Source organism: Streptomyces sp. NPDC037054 (genome assembly GCF_055606745.1).
This window is the reverse complement of the sequence record NZ_JBVJSJ010000001.1, coordinates 459,954-484,870: the sequence shown is the minus strand read 5'-3', so window position 1 is coordinate 484,870 and position 24,917 is coordinate 459,954. Positions and strand designations below refer to the sequence as shown.

Genomic DNA, 24,917 nt, shown 5'->3' with positions numbered 1-24,917 from the left:
GGCCACCGTTGGAGGTACAAGTTGGTCCAGACCAATTGAGCTGTCAAGAGGTCCGGACCTAATCGCAGGTCAACCCACCCCGCGTGAAGGCTCCTTGCCGCCCGACGTTCCCCGTGCCGCCCGGCGCCGCCTCTACTCCCGCCCCTCCCGCCACGCGTCGAGCAGCATCCCCAGCGCGCAGCCCGCCAGCGCCACCGCCGTCGACATCCAGAACGCCAGGCTCGCGAACCCCGCCCGGTCCCAGCGCAGCGACAGCGTCAGCAGCTGCGCGGCGGCCGGCACCGCGCACCCCGCCACCGCGTGCCGCACCGGCACCCCCCGCCACGGCTCCGGGTGCACCCGCGCCGCGGCCCACGTCGCCAGCACCACGCACACCAGGTTCGGCAGGTGCACCAGCGCGAGCGCGGCGCCGAACGAGCCGACGCCGCGCGGCCCGACGAGGTTGTCGTGCACCAGCGTCATCTGCGCGTACTCGGTCAGCACCAGGACGACGACGCCCGCGGCCCACGCCCGGACCAGGGCCGGCGTCGGACCCGAGGCCGTACCGGACCGCGAGGACGTGCTGTGGGGCGGCATCAGGAGCCTCCGACGATCTCGTAGGCCAGCAGCGTCGCGAAGCCCAGCGCCGCCATGCCGCAGCCGGCGGTCAGCACCAGGGCCAGCAGCACCGGCGACCAGTTGCCGCGGCCCGCGACGCTCGCCGTGCGCCCGGGATCGCGCGGGTCGTAGGAGACGGTGACCGGCGTGCCCTCCGGCATCGACCGGGCCGCGAGGTCCTCGAACTCGACGCGCTCCCCGTCGGCCGTGTGGAAGGCGAAGAAGTGCCGCCCGGCGTCGGAGCGCCCGTACGGCTCGGTCTCCACGCGGACGCACTCGCCGCCCGCCCGCACCCCGCGCCGCAGCACCCGCGCCACCGCCGCCAGCCGCCGCGCGTACCGCACCGACAGCGAGCCGAACAGCGCGACCAGCAGGGCGAGGACGACGTATCCGGCGCCCGGCACCTCCACGGCTAGTGCACCTCCACCGACTCGACGACGCTCTTCAGCTCCGCGTCCGAGAGCGCACCCTCGGCCGCGTCGACCCGCACCGCGAACGCCCGGTCCGAGGAGTCCAGGCCGGTGAGGATCACCCCCTCGACGGGCGTGCCCTTGGCCGGCCCGCCGTCCTCGCCGGTCGCCCGGAAGGTGAAGTCGATCCGCTTCGCCTCGTCCGTGCCGGACAGCTCCACGTCCCGCTGCCCCTCGACGTCGGCGCCCATCTGGACGCCCGCCTCGGCCGCGATGGCCGCCTGCTCCGCCGAGTTCGCCTGTGTGAAGCCGAGCTGCACGGTGATCAGCGACACCGTCCGGCCGCCCTCCGTGCGTTCGGCGGCAGCCGCGTTGTGCCGGCCGCGCTCGGCCGCGCTCCGCTCCCGGAAGCCCTTCGGGTACGCCACGGAGACACCCTTCGTCTCCAGCGTTCCCCAGCCGTCGGGCACCGTCACGGAACCCGAACCGGAGCCCGACCCGGGCTGCGAGTCCCCGCAGCCGGTCAGCCCAGCGCAGCAGACGAGCGCGAGGGCGGACAGCAGGCCGGCGGTCACATGCGTACGGCGCGTCTTCATCGTGACGGCTCCTTCCCCGATCAGTTCGCACAGTAGCTGTAGGGAACGTAGGAACGGCGGTTCCCGTCAGGGGCGCCCAGGAACTCGGCATCGGTCAGGGTCTCCGCCTTCTGCTCGGTGCTCACCGACAGGCCGAGGCTCATGCCCAGGTTGAGCTCGAAGCCGTACTCCGCCGCGCTCACCTCGCCCGTGTACGTCATCCGGCTCGACTGGCCCTTGTCGAACATCAGCCGGCCGAAGGGGTCGTCAGCGCCTGGCCGGGACGTCGGCGCGTGGTCGTCGAACATGTACTGGAACGGCGTCCCCACCTGCTCGTTGGCGCTGTCGAGCCACTGCTCGGCGACCGCCCGGTCCGCGTCGCCCTCCGGACCCGGCGGGAAACTCACCGAGTTGGAGACGATCTCGACGCCGGTGGAGCTGTCTGTGCCCTTCACGCTGCCGCTGCCGCCCCGCTTGTCGTCGCCCGGCTTCCCGTTGTCGCCGCCGATCTTCGCGCCGTCGCGCTGCCCGCCGTTCTCGACGGTCCGCGTCGTGTCGACGCGGACCAGCTTGCCGGTCGCCTTGTCGTAGGTGACGGTGATGGTGCCGGTCTGCCGCGTGTTCGCCGAGTACTCCCCGCCGAGCGGCCCGGCCTCGTAGCCGGCCTTCGTGCCGTACTCGATCGACGACGCGTACGTGTACGACTTGGTGTTGGCGTGCGCGTTGTCCGTCCAGGTCACCTCGGGCGCGTACTTGAAGCTGCCGCCGAGCGTCGCGCTCAGCTTCTTCTCGTCGGCCGCCGAGATCTTCAGGCCGGCCGACGCCGACGCCTCCAGGCCCACCTTGCCGTACGTGATCTTCCGGTTGTCGCCCAGGCCGTCCTCGACGCGCTCCCGGGTCTCCTCCTCGTCCTTGAGGGGGCCGGTCCCGAACAGGTACAGGATGCTGTCGCCGACGCTCGCTTCGGCGCCGCCCGGCATCGTGCGCCGCATCTCGTACATCTGGAGCTTCTCGATGTCGTCCCGGAAGCGCTCCGCCTCCTCGGGGCTCTTGAAGACCCACGTGTCGCCGTTGGTCACCTTGATGCCGAGCCCGAGTTCGACCTTGTCGGTGCCGAACCGGCCCACCGTCATCCCCGGCTTGAAGTCCTTCTTCGCGGCGACGGACGCGGTGTCCGTGAAGGTCAGGTAGACCATCTCGTCGTTGTCGTCGACCTCGCCGTCGCCGTTGACGTCCGTGTTCGCCTTCAGGTGCTGCTCCTGGAAGCCGTACTCCTTGCCGATCTCCCAGAAGAAGATCTTCGCCTTGGAGCCGGCCTTGTCGGTGACCGAGGAGACCTGGCACATCGACGGCTCGAAGTCCCCGTCGGTCAGCGGCTTCCCGGCATCCGTGCCGCCGGCCCCGCAGTCGCCGGAGCCGGCGACCTTGCAGATCTGCGCGGCGATCTCGTCGTGGATCCGCTGCCCGAGCCCGGTCGCGGAGATCCCGAGCACGACCGCCGCGCTCACGACGACCATGCCCAGGTACTCGGTACCGGTGGCACCCCGGTCGTCGAAGACGCGCCGCCGACCGTACGTCCGTATGCCGCCCCCGCCCGCCATACGGCACCCTCCTCGCGCACTGGTCTCGCCTGTGTGGACGGCGAGAGTAGGCACGGGGGCCCGCGCGGGGCGTGGGCCCGGGGACCCAAAGGCAGGCCCAGCGTCAACCCGGCGCACGGGCCCACACCGGTCGGGCACCCCGCCGGGCGCCCGACGAGCACCCGCCGGGCACCCGAACCGGCCGGCGAGATGCTCAACCTGCCCCGGTTTGAGCGCTCTTGTTCGCCACCAGTTCCCCCTCTGCTGCACAAACGCTGTTCTCCGGTCACAGAGGCGTGGATACAGTGCTGAGGAAGTCACGCAGTGAAGTCACCAGGTGCATCGGAGTGACACACCGGTGGGCCGTCGGGCATGGGGAAACGGGGAGCCGCGCGTGCCAACTGCCATCGCCGTGACCAGTGCCGACATGGCGCTGCCACCGCAGGACGACCGGACCATGCCGGCCGTCGTGCTGCACGACGTCGACCGGCGCCCGCTCGACCACGTGCTGTCCGACACCCAGGTCCTCCTCGACCAGTACGGCCACCTCGTCGTCGTGTACTCGGCGGCCGTGCCCCCGGCGGTGGAACGCCGGCTGCGCACCGTCCGCGCCCTGCTGGAGAGCGACCGGATCGCCCTGTTCCGCCCCGACCTGCCCCCGCTCGGCGTCGCCGTGCTCGCCCGGCAGCTGCGGCAGCTGGCGTCCTGCGACATCAGCCCCGGCGTGCTCGCCTCCGCCGGGCGGCTGCTCACCCACTACGTCCACGCCGGGGCGCTGCTCAACTCCGTGGCCCGGCTGGACCGCATCCCCGTGGGCCTCACCTCGCACGCCCGGTCCTGGGTGCCCGGCAGCCAGTTCGCCGTCCTCGCCCACCCCGAGCCGCGGCTCGTCCGCATGAGTCCCGAAGCCGTCCTGCCCGGACCCGAGTTCGCCACCTGGATGCTGGTCGGCAAGGGGCAGCTGCCGTCCGACTGGGTCACCGGCACCCTCGCCAAGTCCTGGAACGTGCAGGGTCTGCGCGAGGCGGCGCTGCCCGCGGAGTCGGCCCGCTGGTGGGGCACCGGCCGGCTCGTCGAGTTCGCCGGGTTCCTGCCCGACCTGTCGGTCCTCTACCAACTCGTCACGTCCGTGCGGCGCGGCGTCTGCCACTGGTGCGGCATCGACGTCATCGGCGACCGCTGCGTGTTCTGCTCCGCCACCCCGCCGGACCACGGCCCACCGCCCGACCCCGGGCACGACAAGAGCCCCGCGAGCCGGCACGACCGACGCCCCGCGAACCAACTGGAGCAGCGAACGCCCGCCCGCTGAGGCCGCCCCGGCCCCCTCACCCCGACCGAAGTCCGCTCGACCGATATCCCCCAATGAGGTTGCACGGTTCATGAACTCCCGTCAGCGCCGCGGCGTGATACTCCTGCTCCTGTCGGTCGTCTGCGCCCTGGGCGCCTTCGCCGGCGTCCTCTCCGTCATCAGCGACGTGAAGTCCAAGGTCGGGCCGGAGGTCACGGCCTACCGGCTGAAGACCGAGGTGGCGCCCTACACGACCCTCAGCACGGGCCAGTTCGAGAAGATCGAGATGCCCGAGCGGTGGCTGTCGAAGAACGCCGTCACCGACCTCTCCCAGATCCGCGGCAAGATCGCGGTCACCACGCTGCGGGAGGGGTCCCTGCTCCAGACCGACATGATCGTCGACCAGCCCGCCCTGCGGCCGGGCCAGCAGGAGGTCGCCATCATGGTCGACGCGGCGACCGGCGTCGCCGGCAAGATCACCCCGGGCTCCACGGTCAACGTGTACGCCACCTTCGAGGGCGAACGGGAGGGCGCCCCCTCCCAGTCCAAGATCATCGTGACGAACGCCAAGGTCCTCGACGTCGGCGAGATCACCGCCCTCGACCCCGAGGAGAGCGACCGCACCCAGGAACCCACCGACGCCGTCCCGATCACCTTCGCGCTGTCCACCCTGGACGCCCAGCGCATCACCTACGCGGAGTCGTTCGCCCAGCGGGTCCGGCTCGCGCTGGTCGCGCCCGGCAGTGACACCACCGTCCCGGACCGGGAGCGGACGTACGAACTCGCGAAGGACAAGTGAGAGGCCCGCATGCCCACGAGGATCCTCCCGGCGGTCGGGGACGCGGACGCGGTCCGGTCCATCACGACACTGCTCAGCCAGCTCCCGGACGCCGAGCCGGTGGCCCCGGTCGTGGACTCCACCCAGCTCGTCGACACCCTCGCCCGGCTCGCCGCCGAGTCCGTCGACGAACTGCCCGAGGTCGTGGTCGTGCACGAGCGCATCGGTCCCGTCCCCGCCCTGGAACTGGTCCGCGAGGTCGCCCTGCGCTTCCCGGCCGTCGGCGTCATCCTCGTCACCTCGGACGCGAGCCCCGGCCTCTTCCAGGCCGCGATGGACTACGGCGCCCGCGGCCTGGTCGCCCTCCCGCTGAGCTACGAGGAACTCGCCAGCCGCGTCCAGGCCGTCGCCCAGTGGTCGGTGGGCGTGCGCCGTCACCTCGGCACCGGCGGCGACGTGTTCACCGGCGTCGGCGGCACCGTCGTCACCGTCAGCGGCGCCAAGGGCGGCGTCGGCACCACCCTCACCGCCATCCAGCTCGCGCTCGCCGCCCAGGCCTCCGGGCGCGGCACGGCCGTGGTCGACATGGACCTCCAGACCGGCGACGTCGCCTCCTACCTGGACGTGCAGTTCCGCCGGTCCGTCGCCGACCTGGCCGCCATCACCGACATCTCCCCGCGCGTCCTCGCCGACGCCGTCTTCCGCCACGACTCCGGGCTCGCGCTGCTGCTCGCCCCCGGCGAGGGCGAACGCGGCGAGGACGTCACCGACCGCGCCGTCCGCCAGATCGTCAGCGCCCTGCGCTCCCGCTACGACGTCGTCGTCATCGACTGCGGCGCCCAGCTCGGCGGGGCCGGCGCCGCCGCCGTCGAGATGGCCGACACGGCGCTGCTGGTCACCACGCCCGACGTGGTCGCCGTACGGGGCGCCAAGCGCACGGTGCGGATGTGGGACCGGCTCCAGATCCGCAAGGCGGAGGAGACCACGATCGTCGTCAACCGCCACACCCGGGCCACCGAGATCCAGCCGCCCCTGATCCAGAAGATCACCGGCACGAACGTCGCCCGCACGGCGGTCCCCGCCAACTTCAAGGAACTCCAGGGCGCGGTCGACGCGGGCCGCATGCACGAACTCGAGAGCAAGAGCACGGTCAAGCAGGCCCTGTGGGCCCTCGCGGGCGAACTCGGCCTCGTCAAGGCCCCCGAGGGCGCCCAGAAGGGCGGCAGGCTGCGGGGCGACCGGGGCGCGGTGAGCCTCCGGCGGCGCAAGGAGGCGGGCGGATGAGACGCGTGCGACCGCGGGGCCCGGGGTCGAGGACAGGGCGGGGGCCGGGGACGGCGCCAGAGCCGGGGACGGCGCGGGACCGTGGACCGGGGACGGCGACAGGGCCGGTGCGGGACCGGGGCCAGGTCACCATCGAGTTCCTCGGCATGACGCCGACGATCATCGTGACGCTGGTGGTGCTGTGGCAGGTGGTCCTCGTGGGGTACACCTTCACCCTCGCGGGGAATGCTGCCGACGAGGCGGTACGGGCGGGGACGGCGGCGGAGTACGACCGGCCGGGCAAGTGCACGGCGGCCGGCCTGGACAAGCTGTCGAACGCGTGGCGGGACGGCGCCGACGTGAGCTGCAGCACCGGCAACGGCTACGTCACCTCCGACGTCAGCCTCAAGGTGCCCGTCCTGTTCCCGGGCACGATCGACTTCCCGTTCACGGTCAGGGGTCACGCGGGAGCGGTGGAGGAGGCGGGGCGGGAATGACACGGCGGAGGATCCTCGGGCGGGACGGCGACCGGGGCCAAGTGGCCCTCGAATACCTGGGCTTCGTCCCCATCCTGCTGATCGTCGCCCTGGCGGCGGTCCAGCTCGGCCTGATCTCCTACGCCGCCCAGCAGGCCGGCACGGCGGCCCGGGCCGGCGCCCGCAGCGCCTCGCTGGACGGCCCGTACGCCGCCGACTGCCAGGCCGCGGTGAGCGGTTGGGTGTCCTCCCGCATGAGCTGCGCGCTGGCGGGCGGCGGCGACGAGGTCACCGTGACCGCGACCGTCGACATCCCCTCCGTGGTCCCCGGCTGGGACTTCGGCCCGGCACGCAAGACCGCCACCATGCCGCGTGACCACTGAGACACAGGAACCACCAGGGAAGACGAGGAGCACCGGAGCCATGAGCCTGCGGGCACGCATCAACTCCCCCGAGGAGAGCGGCAACCGGGGCGAGGACGGCCACATGGTCGCCTCCTACCGGGCCAAGCTCCTGGAGGAGATCGACCTCGCGGAGATGAGCTCGCTCGCCGCCGCCGAGCGGCGGGCCCGCCTGGAGCGCGTGCTCGGCCACATCATCAGCCGCGAGGGCCCGGTGCTGTCCACCGTCGAGCGCTCCCAGCTGATCCGCCGGGTCGTGGACGAGGCGCTCGGCCTCGGCATCCTGGAACCCCTGCTGGAGGATGCCTCCATCACGGAGATCATGGTGAACGGCCCGGACCAGATCTTCGTGGAACGCGGCGGCCGGGTCGAACAGCTCCCGCTGCGGTTCGCGTCCCAGGACCAGCTGATGCAGACCATCGAACGCATCGTCTCCACCGTCAACCGCCGCGTGGACGAGTCCAACCCGATGGTCGACGCCCGCCTGCCCTCCGGCGAACGCGTCAACGTCGTCATCCCGCCGCTGTCCCTGACCGGCCCCACGCTCACCATCCGCCGCTTCCCGCGCTCCTTCACCCTCCAGGAACTGATCGGCCTGGGCTCCGTGGACGAGCACATGGTGTATCTGCTGGCCGGACTCGTACAGGCCAAGTTCAACATCATCGTCTCGGGCGCCACCGGCACCGGAAAGACCACCCTGCTCAACGCCCTGTCCGGCCTCATCCCCGAGACCGAACGCATCATCACCATCGAGGACTCGGCCGAACTCCAGCTCCAGCAGGCCCACGTCATCCGCCTGGAGTCCCGCCCGCCCAACGTCGAGGGCAAGGGCCGCGTCACCATCCGCGACCTGGTCCGCAACTCCCTGCGCATGCGCCCCGACCGTATCGTCGTCGGCGAGGTGCGCGGCGGCGAGTCCCTCGACATGCTCCAGGCGATGTCCACCGGCCACGACGGCTCCCTGGCCACCGTCCACGCCAACAGCGCCGAGGACGCGCTGATGCGGCTGCAGACCCTCGCCTCCATGTCGGACGTGGAGATCCCCTTCCCCGCCCTGCACGACCAGATCAACAGCGCCGTCGACGTCATCGTGCAGCTCACCCGGTTCGCCGACGGCGCCCGCCGCATCACCGAGATCGCCCTGCTGGAGAGCCACGGCAGCGAGCCGTACCGGCTGGTCACCGTCGCCCGCTTCACCGCGCGGCCGATGACGCCCGACGGCCGCGTCCACGGCGCGTTCGAGTACCTCCCGCTGCCGCGCCGCACCGCCGAACGGCTCTACATGGCGAGCCAGCCCATACCCCAGGCCTTCGGTGTCGCCGAGTCGGCGGACCAGCTGTCCACCCGAGAAGCCAGGTAGGTGCCGCCCCCATGGACTTGCAGACCCTCGTCGCCCTCACCACCGGCGTCACCCTGCTGACCTGCGTCCTCGCCGTCGTCGGCCTGCACTTCTACGCCCAGGGCCGCGCCCAGCGGCAGGCCCTCGTGGACCGCCTGTCGGCCACCGGCCAGATCACGGCCGACGGCCGCCGCCGCAACTTCGCCGGCCTGGACCGCCGCCTGCGCCGCACCAAGCCGGGCCGCAACCTCGAACTGCGCCTCGCCGCCACCGGCCTGGACGTCACCCCGGGCGAGTTCTTCGTCTACATGCTCGCCACCGTCGCCGGCCTCTGGCTGGTCGGCCAGGCGACCCTGGCCCCGTTCTTCGGCCCGCTCGCCGGCCTGCTCGGCATCTGGGTGGCGCTGCAGTTCCTCAACTGGCAGCGCCAGAAACGCATCGAGCGGTTCATCAACCAACTCCCCGAACTCGCCCGCATCCTGGCCAACGCCACCCAGGCCGGCCTCGCCCTGCGCACCGCCATCGGCATGGCGGCCGAGGAGCTGGAGGCCCCGGCGGGCGAGGAACTCGGCAAGGTGGCCGCACAGCTCGCGGTCGGCGCCTCCATGGACGACGCCCTCGGCGAACTCGCGGAACGCCTCCCGTCCCGCGAACTCGTCGTCCTCGTCACCACCCTGGTCCTCTCCAACCGGGCCGGCGGCCAGGTGGTCAGCGCCCTGCGCAACCTCACGGAGACCCTGGAGGAACGCAAGGAGACCCGCCGCGAGGTCCGCACCCAGCTCTCCCAGGTGAACATGACGTCGTACGCCGTCCCCGTCCTCGGCGTCGGCTCCCTCTTCCTCATGAACGGCGTGAAGGACGGCGCCCTGGAACGCATGACGGGCTCGGGCTTCGGACAGGCGGCGGTCATCATCGCGTTCTCCCTCTACGCGGTCGGCTTCGTCCTCATCCGCCGCATGTCCCGCATCGACGTCTGAGCAGCGGAAGGAACATCGACTCATGGCACTTCTGCTGGCCCTCCTGATGGCCCTCGGCGTCTGGGGCGTCTTCGCCGGCATCCGCATGTACCGCGCGGAGGTCAAGCTCCCCGGGGACCTCGCCCTCGCCCTGGAGGTCGGCGCGACCCGCACCGGCGCGGTGGACTCCCTCGTGGACCGCCTCGGCATGCGCTACGCCCCCGCCGTCCTGCGGATGATGGGCCCCAAGCAGGTCGCCAGGTACCGCCGCAGGATCGACCTGGCGGGCAACCCGGGCGGCCTCACCATCGACCGCTACGCGGCCCGTCGCGCCGTGTACGGCTTCCTGGGCGGCTTCGGCGGCCTGGTCTTCCTGATGCGCGGCGACTTCTTCGTGGCGCTCCTGCTGTTCGCGTTCGGCGCGTTCTGGACCGAGGTCGGCATCTGGGCGGCGATCCGCATCCGCAAGGACGAGATCGAACGGACCCTGCCGGACTTCCTGGACGTCCTCGCGGTCGTCGTCAGTGCCGGCCTGGGCTTCCGCCAGGCCCTGGACCGCGTCGCCTCCCGCTACGAGGGCCCGTGGGCCGACGAACTGCGCATCACCCTCCGCCAGATGGACCTCGGCATGAGCCGCCGCCAGGCCTTCGCGGAACTGCGCCGCCGCAACGACTCCGAGCAGGTCGCCATGTTCGTCACGGCACTCCAGCAGGGCGAGGAACTCGGCGCGCCCATCGTCGACACGCTCGTCGCCCTCGCGAAGGACATGCGCCGCACCGACGCCCAGAACGCCCGCCGCAAGGCCGCCCGCGCGGTCCCCAAGGCCACGATGATGATCACGACGTTCATGGTCCCGGCGACGATGCTGCTGCTGGGCGCGGGCCTGATCCTGGGCTCGGGCACGGACTTCGGGACGATCACGGGGGAGTGAGGGGGTGAGGGAGGTGGCGGAGGACGTGCAGCGAGGCGCGGGCGCGGGTGTCGGCGCGGCGGGCGCGGGCGAGGTGTCCGGCCCGCCCAGCACCCGCACCCGGCTGCTGCGCCGCCGCCCCGCGCCGCCTCCGGAGATCACGACGCCCCCGGCGGGCACGGTCCTGCCGCCCCACTCCCGCACGGGCGCGCAGGACGTCCCGGCGACGACCGCGACACCGGCACTGCCGCCGGGGTGGGAGGCGGCGGAGGGCGCGGACGTCGGAAAGGCGGAGGGGGCGGCCGTCGGAACGGGGGAGGGGAAAGCCGCCGACGGCGGGAAGCACCCACAGGGGCCACCCGCACCCGGCAACGAAACCAGCACGGGTGGTGCGGGTGAGAAACCAATTCCGGCCGAAGGCCGGACCCCACCGCCCCCACCGCTCCCGATCCAGATCAACGCCCTCCAAGCCATGTGCAGGCAAGTCTTCGGCTTCCGCCTGGCCATGATCGCCCTCGCCGCCCCGGCCGCCCTCCTCAACGCCAACCCCGGCCTCGGCACCCGCCTCGTGGGCATCGCCGTAGTCGTCACCTTCATGGCGTCGTACGTCCTCTTCAGGGACTGGGAACGCTTCGGCCCCCTCCTCCTGCGCCACCCCACCCTCCTGGTCCTGGACACCCTCTTCGGCTTCCTGCTCCTCGTCTCGGCCGGCCCCGACACCACCCTCGCCTACGTCAGCGTCTGCACCCCGCTGCTCGCCGGCCTCGTCTACGGCTGGCGCGGAGCCGCGGCGTTCGCCTCCCTCCAGGCCCTGATCCTCCTGCTGGTCTACGCGACCCTGGAGAACCCGGACCCGAGCATCGCGGAGTCGTCCCTGCTCCCCGGCCTGTGCGTGATCGCGGGCGCCGTGGGCTCCAGCCTGCGCGGCCTGATGCTCCGCTTCGGCGAGGCGACGCATGCCCTGACGACGGTCCAGGCCCGCCTGGCGGTCACGGAGGCCGTGAGCGCCGAACGCGCCCGCCTCGCCCGCGAGATGCACGACTCGGTGGCGAAGACCCTGCACGGCGTGGCCCTCGCGGCGGACGGCCTGGCGGGCTCGGCGGGCAGCGACCGCATGGACCCGGCCCTGATCACACAGCAGGCGGAACTCGTGGCACGCTCGGCCCGACGCGCGGCGGCGGAGTCCCGGGAACTCCTCTCCGACCTGCGCCGCGAGTCGGACCCCACGCAGGCGGCCGACGTCCCGTCGGAACTCTCGGCCCGCACGGCGGACTTCACCACGCGCACGGGACTCCCGGCGACGTACCGCACGACGGGCGACCGCCCCGTCCCCCCGGTCCCCCCGGCGGTGGCCCGCCAACTCCTCACCATCGCCACGGAGGCGATGGAGAACGCCCACCGCCACGCCCGGCCGACCCACGTGGACGTGACGGCCGGCATCCAGGGCGACCTGCTCCGCGTCTCGGTCTACGACGACGGAAGCGGCCTCCCGCCGGGCACGAACCTCGAACAACTCCGCCGGGCGGGCCACTTCGGCCTGGTGGGCATGGTGGAACGGGCGGCCTCGGTGGGCGCCCGGATCCGCATCGGCCGCGGCACGCACCCGCGCGGCACGGAGGTGCGCCTGGAACTCCCCCTGGCCGCCCTGACCACCCGACCGACCCCGTGACCACGAGAGGAGGCAGCACGATGCCGAACCCGACACCGCCCCCGCCGGCCGGCGAGCAGCCGCCCCCGAGCCCCTTCGCGGCCGTCCCCCCGCGCCCCCCACTGCGGGTCGTGGTGGCCGACGACAACCCGGTGGTCCGCGCGGGCCTCACCGCCCTGCTCACCGGCCGCGACGACATCACGGTGGTCGCGGAGGCGGCCGACGGCCGGGAGGCCTACGAGGCGGCCTGCGCGCAACGTCCCGACGTCGTCCTCCTGGACGTTCGCATGCCCGGAGTGGACGGCATCTCGGCCCTGCCGTACCTCGTACGGATCGCCCCGGTGGTGATGCTGACGTACAGCAGGGAGTCGGAGATCGTCCAGGAGGCGCTGCGCCGGGGAGCGGGCGGCTACCTGGTCCACGGCGAGTTCACGGCCGCCGAACTGGTCGCCGCGGTACGCGACATCAAGGAGGGCAAGCCCCACCTCACGGCAACGGCGGCGGGGGCGCTGCTGGCACAGCTGAGGGAGGGACCGGGCGGGGGGAGGCTGCCGGACGGCTTGGGGGCAGCGGATGCGACTGCACACGGGGGACAGAAGGCAAACAATCCCTCTTCAGGGCGCGAACTCCCCGACTCTCCAGGACCATTGCCGCTGCCGCACATACCACCCCCACCCATTTCTCCGGAAAACCTTTCGCAGATGCAACCGCATGTGGGACAGTCGTCGTCTGACAGGTCGCGCTACCAGCTCAGCACGAGGGAGGCGGAGATCATGGACCTCATCGCGTCCGGGATGACCAACCAGCAGATCGCCGCCACGTGCTTCATCAGCGAGAAGACGGTCAAGAACCACATCAACCGCATCTTCGCCAAGCTCCACAGCACCAGCAGGGCCGAGGCGGCGGCGAAGTGGCTGGGCACGGCACGGGACTCGGGCCGAGGGGCGGAGTGAACGCGATGACCACCACGTGGCCACGCCCCCGCTGGGCCTCCTTTTGGGCCTGGAATTGGGCCCAGGGACCCTCTTCTGGACTTGCGCTCCGGCCCTACGTTCCTCATGTCGAGAACGGCACCGTTGAACCCGGAGGGGAACCCCATGAGCGACCTGATGCTGAAGACCGCCGTTGCGACCAAGGTTCGCGTCAGCGGCTGGAAGAACACCACGGTCGAGGCCATGCAGCGCCGCGGCGCCGGCGACAGGGGCCAGACCGCGGTCGAGTACCTGGGCATCATCGCGGTGGTGGTGGCGATCGTGCTGGCGATCACGGGTACGGACATCGGCCAGACGATCCTCGACAAGATCAAGGCACAGGTCGCCAAGGTCGCTCCTTGATGCGACCTCGCCTGTATGGCGACGCAGGGCAGGTCTTCCCCATCTACATCACGGTGGTGGGGGGCCTGCTCTTTCTCGCGTTCGCGTACTTCGCGGTCGGCCAGGCAGCAGCGAACCGGAACGGCGCCCAGACGGCAGCTGACGCGGCAGCACTCGCGGCGGCCCAGGACAGGCGGGATCAACTTGCGGGCAGCTGGTTGAAGGACGTCCTCGATCCCACCAAGTGGCAAGGCATCTTCGACGGCGTCCCGGAGGGGGGCTTCACGTCGTCATGCGGCCGGGCGCACCAACTGGCAGCGCTGAACGATGCCCGGGTGGAGAGCTGTCACGATCCGGCGCCGCTCAGGTTCACGGTCGAAGTCGAGTCCAACAAGTCGGTCGGCGACTCACTGGTCCCCGGCACAGAGAAGCAGCATGCGAACGCATCGGCCACTGCCGTGATCGAGCCCTTGTGTGAGTTTGAACTTCCGGCGGAGGACGCTGCGGACGACGTACTGCCACGGCTTTCCTGCAAGCACAGGAACTGGGACCTCGATCCGGACGATCTCACGATTCTGCCGAAACCCGAGGACCTTTTCGACGTCCACCTGGCTGACTGAAAAAGCGAACGATGAGTGGAGAAGGAAGCAGAGAGATGAGCATTCGGTTCACTGCGAAGGCCCGCAGGGGGATGGTCGCCATGACCTTGGCGGCCGGGCTGGCCCTCGGCGTGGCCGGCTGTGGCGGTAGTGGGGACGACGAGAAGCCGGACGCCTCGGCGTCCGCCTCCAAGGAGACCGGGTCGAATCCGAGTGCTCAGGAGGGGCAGGCGGACGAGCCGCTGGCTGAGCTCAAGGGGCCACAGAGCCTGCTGCTGCAGGTGACCTCGGCCAGCCGCGACGCGGGCGGATTCGTGACGGTAAACGCGAGCCTCAAGAACGACGGTGGGGAAACAGCGGTCATCCCCTCCAACCTGAGCGGCAACGAGACCGAGATCATCAGGAACGGCAGCTCCCTGGGTGGTGCCACCCTGATCGACTCGAAGGGCAAGAAGCGTTACTACGTCCTGCGTGACACGGACGGGAGGCCTCTCACCACGACTGGTCTGCCCGCTCTGAAGGCCGGCGAGTCAATCCCGGTTTTCATGCAGTTCCCGGCACCGCCGACGAGCACGACGGAAGTCGGTTTCCAGCTCCCGGGCTTCCCCACCGCCACCATCACGATCTCCGGGTGAGGCCATCATGACCGTCACCCGCATTTCAACGCGCGGGGGAGTTCCCCGCCTCACTGTCACGCTGACCGCAGCCACCGTCATGGTTGCCACGAATCTCTTCGGCGCCGTGGTGGCTCATGCCGACGACAGTCCGAGCGTGCCGCCGGGAACGGAGGCGTCGGCCGCCGCCCCCGTCGAGGTGGACGCCAACGACCCGGATCTGAAGCTCCCGGACGGCGCCACCCTCGCCGAACCCAAGGTCCTCGACATCAAGTCGGTAGTAGAGGACCAGAGTGGCGACGAGCGCCGTGAGGACACCAACTCGGACGTGAAGTTCGCGCTTCAGGCCGAGGTCCTCTTCCCCAAGGACAGCGCGAAGCTCAGCGGCGCGGCGAAGGCCCGCATCGCGACCATCGCCGAGGAGATCACCACGCAGAACGCCACGCGCATCCGCGTCTTCGGCTTCACGGACAACCTCGGCTCCTCGGCCCACGGCGACGTCCTGTCCAGGAAGCGGGCCGACGCCGTGCAGAAGGTGCTGGACCAGGAGCTGAACGACGCGAACATCACGTACGAGGTGCGGGGCTACGGCGAGCAGTACCCGATCGCGGACAACTCGTCGGAGTCCGGCCGCAAGAAGAACCGACGGGTGGAGGTGTCCTTCCCGCGCGGGGAAGGCTGACGGAACCGGTGAGCGCCTCAGGCCTCTGACGCGTACGACACGAAGTCGGCCCACGCCTCCGGCGAGACCGCGAGGCGCGGGCCGGCGGTGTTCTTGGAGTCGCGGATGTGAATGGCGACGGGGGTGTTGGCTATCTCGACGCAGTCGTTGATGTCGCTGCTGTCGCTGTAGCTGCTCTTGAACCAGACCAGGCCGGAAACGCCGTCCAATGTGCCGCTCATGCTTCTCCCCGCAGATGCTCGATGAAGGCCAACGACTCGTCCGGCGTCAGAGCTTGCGCCCGGATCATGCCGTACCGCAACTCAAGAATCCTGAGCTGCCTCGGGTCGGACACGGGTCGGCCGTTGAAGGCTCCTTCGGAGCGGCCGACGGCCGTGCCGTCCTCGAACTTCAGCAGCTGGATCAACCCACTCATTCCCGCGTGCGCCACGCGGTCGGTCGGCATCACCTGGAGGGCGACGTTGCGCAGTGTGCCAACCTCCAGCAGGTGTCCGAGCTGACGACGCCAGACCATCGTCCCTCCGATGGGACGGCGAAGCGTCACCTCTTCCTGGACAAAGCTGAAAACCGGCGCGGGCTGCCGACCGAACACGGAATGCCGGGCCATGCGGGCGTTCACCCCCCGCTCCACGTCCTCAGGGGACTGCGGGGGCTGAGCCATCTCGAACAGCGCACGGGCGTACTCCTCCGTCTGCAACAACCCATGCAGGTTGTGGTTGCCGTACGAGAGCAGCTCGACCGCCCTGGCCTCCATCGCCGCCAGGTCCCGCACCCGCTTCGGGTACCGGACCTTCGCCACGTCCTCCTTCATGGCCGAGAGCAACCCGCCCGCGCCCAGTACGACATCGGCCTCGTCGAGGAACTCGGGCCGGGGGGTGCGCGTGCCGCCCTCCAGCTTGTAGACCATGTCCTCGCCGTAACCGACGGCCCTGCCGAACTCGGCGGCCCGCATCCCCGCGGCCTCGCGCCGCAGCCGCAACTGCCGTCCCACGGTGGCGAGTACGGCCAGCCCCCACCCGTCGTCGGGATCGACTTCCCACCCCGGCTCGTCCGCCTCACTCACGACCTCGACGTCCGTCGCCATGCCACGTCCCTCCACCACCGCCGGCCGGTCACCGTACGCAACTGGCGCCACTCCGTACGGTAGGAAAGCCCAAGCGCCCTCTGTGACGTGATTCGGCGACAATGCACCGAAGGAGTTCCAGGGTCATGGCCGAGTTCTAGCAGGACGCCCCGGGCGGCCCGGCGTCCGCGCCGACAAGGACGTTGGGCTCATCTTCGGCTGACCCCGGGAGCGCGGAGCCTTCCAGTGACACTCGGTGCGCATTCGAACTGCTTCAAGCCGGAGCCTGGAAGGGATCAGGTGTCCGCGAGAAACGTTGACGCCCTAAAGGGTGTTGCACAAGACCGTGTTTGGGCAGCTCAGGGCCACGTAAGGGCGGTCTTCTGGTCATGATGCGATGGCGAGGTTGTGCATGTGGGCGCGGCTTGGGCGGCGTGGTGGAGGCCGTCGCCGTGCTGTCGGCAGTCGCGAAGGATCTTGTAGTTCTTCATCCGGCCGATCACGTGCTCCACTCGGGCCCGTACCGTGCGGTGGGCCGCGTTGTCGGCTTCCTCGCCCGGGAGCAGCTGGCGTCGAGGATGTTTGCGGTGCGGGGTGACGATGCCGCAGTTGAGGTAGGCGCCGTCCCCCAGGACGGTCAGGCCCTGGCTGTGCCCGGCCAGGCCGGACTTCCGCCAGGCATGAGCGTCCGCGGTGGTGCCCGGCACCGGCGGGGCCGCTGCGATGACGAGCCGGGTGTCGGCGTCCACGATGACCTGCACGTTCGCCGAGAACCTGTAGTTGCGGCTGGACGCTCCGACCTTGCGGTCGCGGACCGGGACCAGGGTTCCGTCCACGATCCACAACCGGTCCGGGGCATTGGTCGGGCGGGCGACAGGCTCGAGTGCGAGGAGCGGGCCGAGCTTCTGGCTCACCCGGCACACTGTCGAGGGCGAGACACCGAACAGCGGGCCGAGCTGCCGCATGGTCAGGTTCGTGCGACACGGCCACAACCAGCACTCGCTCGGCCAGCGGCAGACTCCACGGCCGGCCTCGCAGCGTGCCGTTTCCGCCCCGCTCCCGCACCACCTTGAGCAGCCGCCCGAACTGTTCCAACCGGAGCCCCGTGAACGTCTCCACCCACACGCGTTCAGCACTCAACACCCCAGCCACGCGGGGAAGATGCCCAGATCAGAGCCTTGTGCAACACCCTTTAGTCATCGGCGAGCCTGAGTTCGATTCGAGGGAGAAACACCCGTGAGCGCCATGGTGGTTACCGAATGATTCTGTTGCTCGCCTGTTGTGGGACCTCCGGCCTTGGACGAGGGAGGGCGGCGGTGCGTGACGTGTACCGAGGATGGGGCTCAGCTAAGTACGAATACTCAGAGGGGGTGGTGGCTGATACGGATGGGGCACGCGGGCGTCGGCAATACAGTGACTCCAGATGAGCTGGGTGCGCGCCACCACAGAGGTCCTTGCGGCACCCGGCCGCGAGCATGTTCCACGATGGAGAAGACAGTGGGTTGGGATCTCAATATCGATCCGGCGGAACTGCGGGCTTCGGCCGGTGCAGCGGACACTCTCGTCGTCGACCTGGAGCCCTCGTTGAAGAAGGCGATCGGTGATCTGGCGTCCGCTGGCGCGGCTTTCAAGACGTGGAGCGTCGGTCCTCGGCTGGAGGAGAGCAGCGAGGGGTGGGGTTCAGCGCTTGGTACTTTGAGGGACCGTCTCTCTCAGCACGCGCAAGGCCTGCGTCTGCTGGCTGCTGGCCGTGACATCATGGAGCAGGAAGTCATCGCAAAGTTCCGGGGCTGGTGAGTGCCCTAGATGGCGGAGAATTTCGCTCAATTGTTCAGGCAGGACTTCTCGGACCTGACCGCAGCCGCCACTTCGTGGAGGAAGTTGGCTGATGCGCTGGAGAAGGCTCAGTCGGGCAGTGGAAAGCGTGTCACGGGGCCCCTTCACAAAGCGGACTGGACAGGTGTCAGCGCGACCTACGGCTTCGCTGCGATGGAGGCCACCGAGAGCCAGCTTGGTACCGCCCGGGTGAATGCTCGGCTGGTCGCTGTCACTTTGGACACCCTCGACACCAAGATGCAGGCTGCGCAACGCAAGTTGCGTAACGCGGTGGCGGATGCCGAGGAAGCCGGGCACAAAGTGCGGGACGACGGGTGGGTGGAACCAAGGCAGGCTGTTGACCCCAAGTACCACAATGATCCGGACTATCAGGGGATCCAGCAGCGTGCCAACGCCGGGCTCGGTGGCTATCGTGCCCGTATCGAGGAGGCCGTAGCAGAGGCGACCGGAGCAAGCGACGCTGCCGCCGAGATCCTGCACCAGATCGATCCGTTCGACCTTGACAAGCGGTACGGCGCCGCCCACGCCAAGGAGGATGCGGAGAGAGTCGCCGAGTTCGCCGGGATCGACAAGAACGAGATCCCGAACGGCAAGAATCCCAAGGCGGCGGCGGAGTGGTGGGCCGGCTTGGACGCGGAGAAGCGGCACCTCTATCTCGCGGCGTTCCCTGAGCAACTCGGAGCTCTCGACGGACTACCGGCCGCCACCCGAGATCAGGCCAACCGGACCGTGCTGGACATGCGACTCAACGATTACGGTCTGCGGGCAAACGATCTCGGTTACCACGACAGGTACAGCTACCGATCTCTGGCCGCCTTGAAGGACCGCATGGACGCGGCCGACAGCGCCCAGGCGCACAAGCAGCTGTATCTACTCGGTTTCAGCACTGAGAAGGACGGTCGTGCGATCGTCGCCGTAGGCAACCCGGACACCGCGAAGCACACTGCTGTTCAGGTCCCAGGTACAAGTAACCAATTGGACAACGTAGGCAGTCAGATCGACCGGGTGAGCAAACTGCAGGACGCCGCGGGAGCCTGGACCGAGGGGCAGGGCAAGGACGTCGCGGTGGTCAGCTGGCTCGACTACGACGCGCCGGAAGCCAACTTCTCAGCGCGTGATCCAGAGCTGAACCCCGCCATTGCGACTGAGGGACGCGCCCAGGATGGAGCGGCGGACCTACGGAACTTCACCCATGGCCTGCGCGCAGCGCACGAAGGGGAGCGCGGTCACCTGACTGTTCTCGCCCACAGCTATGGTTCCACGACTGCGGGTGCTGCGGACGCGGGCGGTCGAGGGCTGGACGCGGACGACCTCGTGGTCGTCGGCAGCCCCGGCCTCACCGTCGACCGGGCTGATCAACTGCACATCGACCCCGAGCACCTGTATGTGGGCGCCGCGCACGACGACCTTGTCTCTGACCTGGCCTCCGACCTGACGCTCGGCGCGGATCCCAAAGCGGCGGAATTCGGGGCCGAGCGCATGTATGTCGACACTGAGACCCACAGTGGCTACTGGGACGACGGCAGCCAGAGCCTGAACAACCAAGGACGCATCATTGCTGGGCTGACACCGGTCAGTACCCCGCGACAATGAATGAAGGAGCTTCAGGCTCATGCCCGTGGTCCGCAGGGCTTCCATCGCCCTCGCTTTCGCTCTGCTGCTGGGAGGCTGCATGTCCGAGGAAGGTAAGGGCAGGGCCAACGACCCGCTGCCCCGTATGAGTAAAGACAAGGCCGAGGCGTGGGCCAAGAACTGGGCGGAGTCCATGGCTCGCACTGCCAAAGCGGAGATCGCTCCCGGTACGGCCATGGCGAACTTCACCAACTGTGTGGGCAAGGACAATGAGACGGCCGACGACGGCCGCTTTACGCTCAATTACAACGCACGCGCCAAGTTGCCCAAGCAGCAGCACGCGGAGGCCATCCGCGCCATCCGGGATGAGCTCGAGGCGCGCGGCTTCGAGATCGTCGGGTACCGGTCCGACCCCAAGGCGAAGCCCGCCAACCTCGTCGATGCCAAGCACCCCAAGGACAAGCAATTCGTTTCCGCGGGAGATGTGACCGATGAGCTTCTCACCTTCGTCGTCAGCACCCCGTGCTTGCTCCCGCCCGATGCCGAGCAGCAGAAGTTCTGACTCACCTCACGCCCTCAACCACGCTCCGGGCACAGCGGCTCACACTCCTCTCGCGGTCCATGGGCGGCAGCTTCTCGGGTAGCCCAGCAGCACGTTGGCGACACTGACAGCACCCACGACGAGCCCGGCATGTTCGTCGCCAGGTCGAGCTGATCGGCAGGCGGAATGCGGCCCGTGCCGACTACGTCTCCGTCCGGCACCGCCCCGTGGGGCTGCTAGCCGGGGGTCTGCACTGGAGGTTGAAGTCCGACGCGTTCTTGCTGAGGTAGCGGCCGATGCAGGTGGTGGCGGTTGTTCGGTTGCGGGCGGCGCAGAAGCGGAGGGCGGCGCGGCCGTCGGCGAAGGGGCCCGGGGCGTAGAAGACCCAGTAACCGGGGCGCAGTGACGCGAAGTTGTCGCTGCGCAGGACGAGCGCCTCCGGCACGGTCGCGCGGATGCGGGCGAGGCGTTGGTCACGGGCCGCCGTGCCGATGGACAGCGGTTCCGAGTGGAGCTGGGCGATCCACCGGCCCGCGCTCGGACGGGCCGTCGGTGCCGAGGACTTGGCCGGGGCGCGGGACGTCGGTGCCGTGGACGACGGGGTGCGGCGCGGGCTCGGGCTGGTGGTGGCCGTCGTTGGTGGCGGCGTCGGCGCCGCCGAGGCCGATGCACTCGGCGTCGATCCGCCCACCGTGCCGACGGCCCGGTCGTTGTCCGACGTGCGGAGGCTGAGGGCGACGACGACCGCCGCCACGGCCACCGCGAGGGCCGTGCCCGCCGCGACGAGGACCGCTCCGCGGCGGCGCCGGGGGCGGGGCGGCATCGGCCCGCCCGGGACTCCGGCCAGCAGCGTCGGCGGTTCCCCGTGCCATGGCGACGACGCCCCCGGCGTCCCCGGCGTCCCCGGCGCCCCCGGCGTCCCCGTCACCGTCGGCTGCGCCCACCCCGGCGTCACCCCCGGCGTCACCCCCGCCTCCACCTGCGCCAGCATCGCGTCCAGCCGCGCCGCGTCCGGGCGGGCCGACGGGTCGCGGACGAGAAGGGCCTGGAGTACGGGGGACAGCGGGCCCGAGCGGACCGGTGGCGGTACCGGGTCGTCCAGCACCGCCGCCAGCGTCGCCAGGGTGTGCGCGCGGCGCAGCGGGCTCACGCCCTCCGTGCAGACGTACAGGACCAGCCCGAGCGACCACAGGTCGGACGCCGGTTCGTCGCTGTTGCCGCGGATGCGTTCCGGTGCCATGTACTCGGGGGAGCCCACGAGTTCGCCGGTCATCGTCAGCGACGTCGAGCCCTGGAGGGCGGCGATGCCGAAGTCCGTGAGGACCGCGCTGCCGTCGGGGCGCAGCAGGACGTTCGCCGGCTTCACGTCCCGGTGCCGGATGCCGGCCGCGTGCGCGACCCGCAGCGCGGTCAGCACCTGCCGGCCGACACGCGCCGCCTCGACCGGCGTCAACGGCCCCGCCGCCAGCCGCTCTTGGAGCGAGACGCCGGGCACCAGCTCCATCACGATCCACGGATGCGGGTCCGCCTCCACGATCTGGTGGATCGTCACCACGTGCGGATCGCTCAGCCGCGCCAGCGCCCTCGCCTCGCGCAGCACCCGTTCCCGCACCGTGGTGGAGGCCGCGGCGTCGGGGCGTACGGCCTTCAGCGCCACCTCGCGTTGCAGCACTGTGTCCCGGGCCCGCCACACCGTGCCCATGCCACCGCTGCCGAGCCGCTCGATCAGCTCGAACCGTCCGTCGACGAGATCCCCCGCTGCGTCCATGCGCGCCAGGGTAGGGCAGGGCCGTGACACCGGGGGACCGCCGTTCGCGCCCCGCCACCCGTGCCCCCCGTCCGCGCCCGCCGGAACGGCTCCCGCCCCGTCAGCCGGAGCCGTCGTGGCCGTCGTCGGAGCCGCCCGTCAGCACCTCCACCCGCGACCCCACCACAAGCCCCCACCCCGCCATGGCCCCCGCCGCCGCCTCCAGCACGTGCCGGGCCCGCGGCCGGGGCAGGCCCAGCCGGCCGGGGCGCATCGTGCGTACGGCGACGACCTCGAAGCGGCGGTTCAGGTAGGCGACGTCGATCGGGATGCGCATGCGGAAGGTGTGCACGCTGTTCGCGGGGGTGAGGAGGATCGCGCCGTCGACCGAGTCCCGGCCCAGCAGACCCCTCGTACGCGCCCGGTACGAACTCGCGATCTCCAGCGGCACCCGCCGCGCCGGCACCGGCGACCCCGGGCCCGCCCCCTCCGCCCCCTCCGTCTGCTCGCCGTGCTCGCCGTGTACACCGTGCTCGCCATGCACGACCAACTCCCCGCGCCCGTCCCGCCACCGCCCCATGCCGGCACCCCGCTCCCCGTCGTCCCGAGTCGTGAGGAATCACTGTGCCCCAGGGCCCGCGCCCCGCGCCCCGGCGACGAGAGCCCGGCCCGAATCCGGCCCCGAGGCCCCGGCCCGAGGCCCCGGCCCCGAAATCCCGTTGTCCGCCCGCCCGTCCCCCGGATAGGAACGCTCCATGCCCCCGACCCCGACTCCGCCCCCGTCGTCGCCCCCGCCCTCGCCCTCATCCTCACCCCCGCCCCCGCCCCCGCCGTCCAACGACCGTTCCTTCGAGGACCTCGTCGCCGAAGGCGCCGCCGTGCCCACCGAGGGGTGGGACTTCTCCTGGTTCGAGGGGCGCGCCACCGAGGCCCGGCCCTCCTGGGGGTACGCCCGTTCCCTCGCCGGGCGGCTCGGCGCCGCGCGTGCCGCGCTCGACATCCAGACCGGGGGAGGGGAGGTGCTGGAGTTCGCGCTCCGCACCGCCGCCCCCGCGCGGCCCCGACTCGCCGTCGCCACCGAGGGCTGGCCGCCGAACGTCGCCGGGGCCACCGCCCTCCTGGGCCCCCACGGCGTCCCCGTCGTCGCCGCCGACGAGGACGCGCCGCTGCCGTTCGCCGACGGGACGTTCGACCTCGTCTCCAGCCGGCACCCCGTGCGCCCGCACTGGTCCGAGATCGCCCGCGTCCTCGCTCCCGGCGGCACGTACTTCGCCCAGCACGTCGGTCCCGCGAGCGTCTTCGAACTCGTCGAGTACTTCCTCGGGCCCCTGCCGGACGACACGCGCGCCCACCGCGACCCGGACCGCGAGCGCGCCGACGCCGAGGCCGCCGGTCTCGAAGTCGTCGACCTGCGCGCCGAGCGGCTGCGCGTCGAGTTCTACGACATCGCCGCCGTCGTGCACTTCCTCCGCAAGGTGATCTGGATGGTGCCCGGCTTCACCGTCGAGGCGTACGAGCCCCGGCTCCGCGCCCTGCACGAGAAGATCCGCGCCGAGGGTCCCTTCGTCGCCCACAGCGCCCGGCATCTCTTCGAGCTCCGCCGGCCCACCGAGGCGTAGGGCCCCGGCATCCCGTTCACCTGCACCTTTGTGCGCGCGCCCTCACACGTTTTCCACATCGTTATCCGCGCGGCTCGCATCCGGGCGGGGCTTTCACGTAAGTTCAGACCAAGGTAATTCGCGTGAGCAAAGCTGCGCGGGCGGCACCGCGCAGTGGAGGGGGCTGCGCGGAGCCGCACTCCTTGTCAATGAGGCGCCCGCCCCCGCGTTCACCCGTCGGGGGGACCGGCGCGCCGTCCGTATTTCCCGCCACGCCCGGCCGTGTTGTCGCCTTTTATGGGGTTCTCTCCCGCCGTTGTCGCGTTGTCGAGCGATTTCGGAGAGTAGTTGTGGCACGCCGATGCACACAGCACCACTTACAAAGGGTTATGGTGGAAACCCCCCCTCGGGCCGGTCCGTCTCCCCCCCACGGACCGGCCCGTTTTTCATACGTGCGACCGGCCCGCCCCTCTGCGCCCCCGCTACAGTCCTGCGCATGTCGAACGATCACTCGAACGGCCACCCGCCCCACTCCCCGTACGGTCATCCGCCCCACTCCGTGTACGGCCACCAGCCACAAACCCCGTACGCCCCCGCGCCTCCCCTCGCCATGCCCGGGCAGGTCCGTGCCGCGCAAGTCGTCGTGTTCGTGATGGGCGGGCTCGCGGTGCTGGCCACCGTCCTCGCCGGCGCGGTCTTTGGCGCCGAGGACGCCGGGCGCACCTTCGCCATGTATCTGATGACGGTCCCCCTCTTCGTGCTGGCGTTCCGCTACCCCACCGGCGGCAACGGCGTCCGCGTCGCCTCGATCGTGCTGGCCTGCGTGCAGGGCCTCCTCGCGCTCAGCGCGACCTCGCGGGGCGCCGGGGGCGGCCTCGTGCCGCTGGCCGGCGTCATCACCCTCGTCGTCCTGCTGGCGCCGGCCGCCGCGCGCGACTGGTTCCGGAGGCCCCGGGGCGGGACGCCGCCGCAGGTGCCGTACGGGCCTTACGGCACCTGACACCCGATTTCGGGCGTCGGACGGCGGCGGGGGTAGGCTTCGCCCCGGGGTACCGCCATGCGGACAGGGACTCGCCCTCGGCCGCTCCCGCCCGCCGGTCGCGGGCCCGGTTCCGACCTGTCCGATCCGTC

27 protein-coding genes and 1 pseudogene are annotated in these 24,917 nt (G+C 70.8%); 19 read left to right on the top strand and 9 right to left on the bottom strand.

Annotated elements, in window-relative coordinates:
• Window positions 1-132: 132 nt before the first annotated feature.
• Genes ACZ7D7_RS02155 through ACZ7D7_RS02140 form a run of 4 tightly spaced genes read right to left on the bottom strand, consistent with a single transcriptional unit; the run spans window position 133 to window position 3,183 of the window.
• The gene (locus ACZ7D7_RS02155; RefSeq protein WP_470821602.1) at window positions 133-576 is read right to left on the bottom strand and encodes a hypothetical protein; all 444 of its coding nucleotides are present in this window, start codon (window positions 574-576) and stop codon (window positions 133-135) included.
• Complete coding sequence (locus ACZ7D7_RS02150; RefSeq protein WP_470821600.1) at window positions 576-1,007, bottom strand: DUF3592 domain-containing protein; 432 nt, start codon at window positions 1,005-1,007, stop codon at window positions 576-578. Before ACZ7D7_RS02150 ends, ACZ7D7_RS02155 begins: the two co-directional genes overlap by 1 nt.
• Window positions 1,008-1,009: 2 nt before the next feature.
• The gene (locus tag ACZ7D7_RS02145) at window positions 1,010-1,603 is read right to left on the bottom strand and encodes a hypothetical protein (protein WP_470821598.1); all 594 of its coding nucleotides are present in this window, start codon (window positions 1,601-1,603) and stop codon (window positions 1,010-1,012) included.
• A gap of 20 nt (window positions 1,604-1,623) precedes the next feature.
• Complete coding sequence (locus ACZ7D7_RS02140) at window positions 1,624-3,183, bottom strand: hypothetical protein (RefSeq protein WP_470821597.1); 1,560 nt, start codon at window positions 3,181-3,183, stop codon at window positions 1,624-1,626.
• Between the two features lie 406 nt (window positions 3,184-3,589).
• Between ACZ7D7_RS02140 and ACZ7D7_RS02135 the strand changes: the two genes are divergently transcribed.
• The 14 genes from ACZ7D7_RS02135 to ACZ7D7_RS02070 all read left to right on the top strand — a co-directional run bounded on the left by ACZ7D7_RS02135 (window position 3,590) and on the right by ACZ7D7_RS02070 (window position 15,429).
• A complete protein-coding gene (locus tag ACZ7D7_RS02135) occupies window positions 3,590-4,471 on the top strand; it encodes a hypothetical protein (protein ID WP_470822423.1) in 882 nt (293 codons plus the stop codon).
• Between the two features lie 70 nt (window positions 4,472-4,541).
• Window positions 4,542-5,249, top strand: coding sequence for a Flp pilus assembly protein CpaB (cpaB, locus tag ACZ7D7_RS02130; RefSeq protein WP_470821596.1), 708 nt, complete (start codon window positions 4,542-4,544; stop codon window positions 5,247-5,249).
• 9 nt (window positions 5,250-5,258) lie between these two features.
• Complete coding sequence (locus ACZ7D7_RS02125; RefSeq protein ID WP_470821594.1) at window positions 5,259-6,512, top strand: AAA family ATPase; 1,254 nt, start codon at window positions 5,259-5,261, stop codon at window positions 6,510-6,512.
• Between the two features lie 146 nt (window positions 6,513-6,658).
• Window positions 6,659-6,988: a pilus assembly protein gene (locus ACZ7D7_RS02120; RefSeq protein ID WP_470822421.1), complete on the top strand. Its 330-nt coding sequence runs from the start codon at window positions 6,659-6,661 to the stop codon at window positions 6,986-6,988.
• A complete protein-coding gene (locus ACZ7D7_RS02115; RefSeq protein ID WP_470821592.1) occupies window positions 6,985-7,350 on the top strand; it encodes a TadE/TadG family type IV pilus assembly protein in 366 nt (121 codons plus the stop codon). The genes ACZ7D7_RS02120 and ACZ7D7_RS02115 overlap by 4 nt, the downstream gene beginning before the upstream one ends.
• Before the next feature lie 40 nt (window positions 7,351-7,390).
• Entirely contained in the window at window positions 7,391-8,728 is a 1,338-nt protein-coding gene (locus tag ACZ7D7_RS02110; protein WP_470821591.1) for a CpaF family protein, read from the top strand.
• Between the two features lie 11 nt (window positions 8,729-8,739).
• Window positions 8,740-9,684, top strand: coding sequence for a type II secretion system F family protein (locus ACZ7D7_RS02105; RefSeq protein ID WP_470821590.1), 945 nt, complete (start codon window positions 8,740-8,742; stop codon window positions 9,682-9,684).
• Window positions 9,685-9,706: 22 nt separating this feature from the next.
• Window positions 9,707-10,594: a DUF5936 domain-containing protein gene (locus tag ACZ7D7_RS02100; protein WP_470821589.1), complete on the top strand. Its 888-nt coding sequence runs from the start codon at window positions 9,707-9,709 to the stop codon at window positions 10,592-10,594.
• A gap of 73 nt (window positions 10,595-10,667) precedes the next feature.
• On the top strand, window positions 10,668-12,242 hold the full coding sequence (locus tag ACZ7D7_RS02095; RefSeq protein ID WP_470822420.1) for a sensor histidine kinase: 1,575 nt from the start codon (window positions 10,668-10,670) through the stop codon (window positions 12,240-12,242).
• A 20-nt stretch (window positions 12,243-12,262) separates the two neighbouring features.
• The gene (locus ACZ7D7_RS02090) at window positions 12,263-13,174 is read left to right on the top strand and encodes a response regulator (protein ID WP_470821588.1); all 912 of its coding nucleotides are present in this window, start codon (window positions 12,263-12,265) and stop codon (window positions 13,172-13,174) included.
• A 144-nt stretch (window positions 13,175-13,318) separates the two neighbouring features.
• Window positions 13,319-13,555: a hypothetical protein gene (locus tag ACZ7D7_RS02085; protein WP_470821587.1), complete on the top strand. Its 237-nt coding sequence runs from the start codon at window positions 13,319-13,321 to the stop codon at window positions 13,553-13,555.
• Window positions 13,555-14,154: a pilus assembly protein TadG-related protein gene (locus tag ACZ7D7_RS02080; protein WP_470821585.1), complete on the top strand. Its 600-nt coding sequence runs from the start codon at window positions 13,555-13,557 to the stop codon at window positions 14,152-14,154. Before ACZ7D7_RS02085 ends, ACZ7D7_RS02080 begins: the two co-directional genes overlap by 1 nt.
• Before the next feature lie 35 nt (window positions 14,155-14,189).
• A complete protein-coding gene (locus tag ACZ7D7_RS02075) occupies window positions 14,190-14,768 on the top strand; it encodes a hypothetical protein (RefSeq protein ID WP_470821583.1) in 579 nt (192 codons plus the stop codon).
• Window positions 14,769-14,847: 79 nt separating this feature from the next.
• On the top strand, window positions 14,848-15,429 hold the full coding sequence (locus tag ACZ7D7_RS02070; RefSeq protein ID WP_470821582.1) for an OmpA family protein: 582 nt from the start codon (window positions 14,848-14,850) through the stop codon (window positions 15,427-15,429).
• Between the two features lie 17 nt (window positions 15,430-15,446).
• Here the strand turns inward: ACZ7D7_RS02070 and ACZ7D7_RS02065 are convergent, their stop codons facing one another.
• The 3 genes and pseudogenes from ACZ7D7_RS02065 to ACZ7D7_RS02055 all read right to left on the bottom strand — a co-directional run bounded on the left by ACZ7D7_RS02065 (window position 15,447) and on the right by ACZ7D7_RS02055 (window position 17,644).
• On the bottom strand, window positions 15,447-15,650 hold the full coding sequence (locus ACZ7D7_RS02065) for a DUF397 domain-containing protein (protein ID WP_470821581.1): 204 nt from the start codon (window positions 15,648-15,650) through the stop codon (window positions 15,447-15,449).
• The gene (locus ACZ7D7_RS02060) at window positions 15,647-16,513 is read right to left on the bottom strand and encodes a helix-turn-helix domain-containing protein (protein WP_470821579.1); all 867 of its coding nucleotides are present in this window, start codon (window positions 16,511-16,513) and stop codon (window positions 15,647-15,649) included. The genes ACZ7D7_RS02065 and ACZ7D7_RS02060 overlap by 4 nt, the downstream gene beginning before the upstream one ends.
• Before the next feature lie 366 nt (window positions 16,514-16,879).
• Window positions 16,880-17,644: pseudogene (locus ACZ7D7_RS02055) on the bottom strand (transposase family protein).
• 333 nt (window positions 17,645-17,977) lie between these two features.
• On the opposite strand from ACZ7D7_RS02055, the gene ACZ7D7_RS02050 reads away from it, so the two are divergent.
• Genes ACZ7D7_RS02050 through ACZ7D7_RS02040 form a run of 3 tightly spaced genes read left to right on the top strand, consistent with a single transcriptional unit; the run spans window position 17,978 to window position 20,462 of the window.
• Window positions 17,978-18,289, top strand: a complete 312-nt coding sequence (locus ACZ7D7_RS02050; RefSeq protein ID WP_470821578.1) for a hypothetical protein — start codon at window positions 17,978-17,980, stop codon at window positions 18,287-18,289.
• 9 nt (window positions 18,290-18,298) lie between these two features.
• Window positions 18,299-19,921: an alpha/beta hydrolase gene (locus ACZ7D7_RS02045; protein WP_470821577.1), complete on the top strand. Its 1,623-nt coding sequence runs from the start codon at window positions 18,299-18,301 to the stop codon at window positions 19,919-19,921.
• Window positions 19,922-19,940: 19 nt separating this feature from the next.
• Window positions 19,941-20,462 (top strand): hypothetical protein, encoded by a 522-nt coding sequence (locus tag ACZ7D7_RS02040; protein ID WP_470821576.1) that lies wholly within the window; start codon window positions 19,941-19,943, stop codon window positions 20,460-20,462.
• Window positions 20,463-20,643: 181 nt separating this feature from the next.
• Here ACZ7D7_RS02040 and ACZ7D7_RS02035 read toward each other — a convergent pair whose 3' ends face one another.
• Entirely contained in the window at window positions 20,644-22,209 is a 1,566-nt protein-coding gene (locus ACZ7D7_RS02035) for a serine/threonine-protein kinase (protein ID WP_470821574.1), read from the bottom strand.
• A 100-nt stretch (window positions 22,210-22,309) separates the two neighbouring features.
• Complete coding sequence (locus ACZ7D7_RS02030; protein WP_470821573.1) at window positions 22,310-22,768, bottom strand: DUF192 domain-containing protein; 459 nt, start codon at window positions 22,766-22,768, stop codon at window positions 22,310-22,312.
• A gap of 175 nt (window positions 22,769-22,943) precedes the next feature.
• Here ACZ7D7_RS02030 and ACZ7D7_RS02025 point away from each other — a divergent pair, with 175 nt between their 5' ends.
• The gene (locus tag ACZ7D7_RS02025) at window positions 22,944-23,807 is read left to right on the top strand and encodes a methyltransferase domain-containing protein (RefSeq protein ID WP_470821571.1); all 864 of its coding nucleotides are present in this window, start codon (window positions 22,944-22,946) and stop codon (window positions 23,805-23,807) included.
• Between the two features lie 475 nt (window positions 23,808-24,282).
• Window positions 24,283-24,786: a hypothetical protein gene (locus ACZ7D7_RS02020; protein ID WP_470821570.1), complete on the top strand. Its 504-nt coding sequence runs from the start codon at window positions 24,283-24,285 to the stop codon at window positions 24,784-24,786.
• The last annotated feature ends 131 nt before the right edge of the window (window positions 24,787-24,917 follow it).

What these genes read in the sequence shown, in the direction of transcription:
- ACZ7D7_RS02155 (WP_470821602.1), bottom strand. Translation starts at nt 576, where the DNA reads ATGCCGCCCCACAGCACGTCCTCGCGGTCCGGTACGGCCTCGGGTCCG.
- ACZ7D7_RS02145 (WP_470821598.1), bottom strand. Translation starts at nt 1,603, where the DNA reads ATGAAGACGCGCCGTACGCATGTGACCGCCGGCCTGCTGTCCGCCCTC.
- ACZ7D7_RS02140 (WP_470821597.1), bottom strand. Translation starts at nt 3,183, where the DNA reads ATGGCGGGCGGGGGCGGCATACGGACGTACGGTCGGCGGCGCGTCTTC.
- ACZ7D7_RS02135 (WP_470822423.1), top strand. Translation starts at nt 3,590, where the DNA reads ATGGCGCTGCCACCGCAGGACGACCGGACCATGCCGGCCGTCGTGCTG.
- cpaB (WP_470821596.1), top strand. Translation starts at nt 4,542, where the DNA reads ATGAACTCCCGTCAGCGCCGCGGCGTGATACTCCTGCTCCTGTCGGTC.
- ACZ7D7_RS02125 (WP_470821594.1), top strand. Translation starts at nt 5,259, where the DNA reads ATGCCCACGAGGATCCTCCCGGCGGTCGGGGACGCGGACGCGGTCCGG.
- ACZ7D7_RS02120 (WP_470822421.1), top strand. Translation starts at nt 6,659, where the DNA reads ATGACGCCGACGATCATCGTGACGCTGGTGGTGCTGTGGCAGGTGGTC.
- ACZ7D7_RS02115 (WP_470821592.1), top strand. Translation starts at nt 6,985, where the DNA reads ATGACACGGCGGAGGATCCTCGGGCGGGACGGCGACCGGGGCCAAGTG.
- ACZ7D7_RS02110 (WP_470821591.1), top strand. Translation starts at nt 7,391, where the DNA reads ATGAGCCTGCGGGCACGCATCAACTCCCCCGAGGAGAGCGGCAACCGG.
- ACZ7D7_RS02105 (WP_470821590.1), top strand. Translation starts at nt 8,740, where the DNA reads ATGGACTTGCAGACCCTCGTCGCCCTCACCACCGGCGTCACCCTGCTG.
- ACZ7D7_RS02100 (WP_470821589.1), top strand. Translation starts at nt 9,707, where the DNA reads ATGGCACTTCTGCTGGCCCTCCTGATGGCCCTCGGCGTCTGGGGCGTC.
- ACZ7D7_RS02090 (WP_470821588.1), top strand. Translation starts at nt 12,263, where the DNA reads ATGCCGAACCCGACACCGCCCCCGCCGGCCGGCGAGCAGCCGCCCCCG.
- ACZ7D7_RS02085 (WP_470821587.1), top strand. Translation starts at nt 13,319, where the DNA reads ATGAGCGACCTGATGCTGAAGACCGCCGTTGCGACCAAGGTTCGCGTC.
- ACZ7D7_RS02080 (WP_470821585.1), top strand. Translation starts at nt 13,555, where the DNA reads ATGCGACCTCGCCTGTATGGCGACGCAGGGCAGGTCTTCCCCATCTAC.
- ACZ7D7_RS02075 (WP_470821583.1), top strand. Translation starts at nt 14,190, where the DNA reads ATGAGCATTCGGTTCACTGCGAAGGCCCGCAGGGGGATGGTCGCCATG.
- ACZ7D7_RS02070 (WP_470821582.1), top strand. Translation starts at nt 14,848, where the DNA reads ATGGTTGCCACGAATCTCTTCGGCGCCGTGGTGGCTCATGCCGACGAC.
- ACZ7D7_RS02065 (WP_470821581.1), bottom strand. Translation starts at nt 15,650, where the DNA reads ATGAGCGGCACATTGGACGGCGTTTCCGGCCTGGTCTGGTTCAAGAGC.
- ACZ7D7_RS02060 (WP_470821579.1), bottom strand. Translation starts at nt 16,513, where the DNA reads ATGGCGACGGACGTCGAGGTCGTGAGTGAGGCGGACGAGCCGGGGTGG.
- ACZ7D7_RS02050 (WP_470821578.1), top strand. Translation starts at nt 17,978, where the DNA reads ATGGAGAAGACAGTGGGTTGGGATCTCAATATCGATCCGGCGGAACTG.
- ACZ7D7_RS02045 (WP_470821577.1), top strand. Translation starts at nt 18,299, where the DNA reads ATGGCGGAGAATTTCGCTCAATTGTTCAGGCAGGACTTCTCGGACCTG.
- ACZ7D7_RS02040 (WP_470821576.1), top strand. Translation starts at nt 19,941, where the DNA reads ATGCCCGTGGTCCGCAGGGCTTCCATCGCCCTCGCTTTCGCTCTGCTG.
- ACZ7D7_RS02035 (WP_470821574.1), bottom strand. Translation starts at nt 22,209, where the DNA reads ATGGACGCAGCGGGGGATCTCGTCGACGGACGGTTCGAGCTGATCGAG.
- ACZ7D7_RS02030 (WP_470821573.1), bottom strand. Translation starts at nt 22,768, where the DNA reads ATGGGGCGGTGGCGGGACGGGCGCGGGGAGTTGGTCGTGCATGGCGAG.
- ACZ7D7_RS02025 (WP_470821571.1), top strand. Translation starts at nt 22,944, where the DNA reads ATGCCCCCGACCCCGACTCCGCCCCCGTCGTCGCCCCCGCCCTCGCCC.
- ACZ7D7_RS02020 (WP_470821570.1), top strand. Translation starts at nt 24,283, where the DNA reads ATGTCGAACGATCACTCGAACGGCCACCCGCCCCACTCCCCGTACGGT.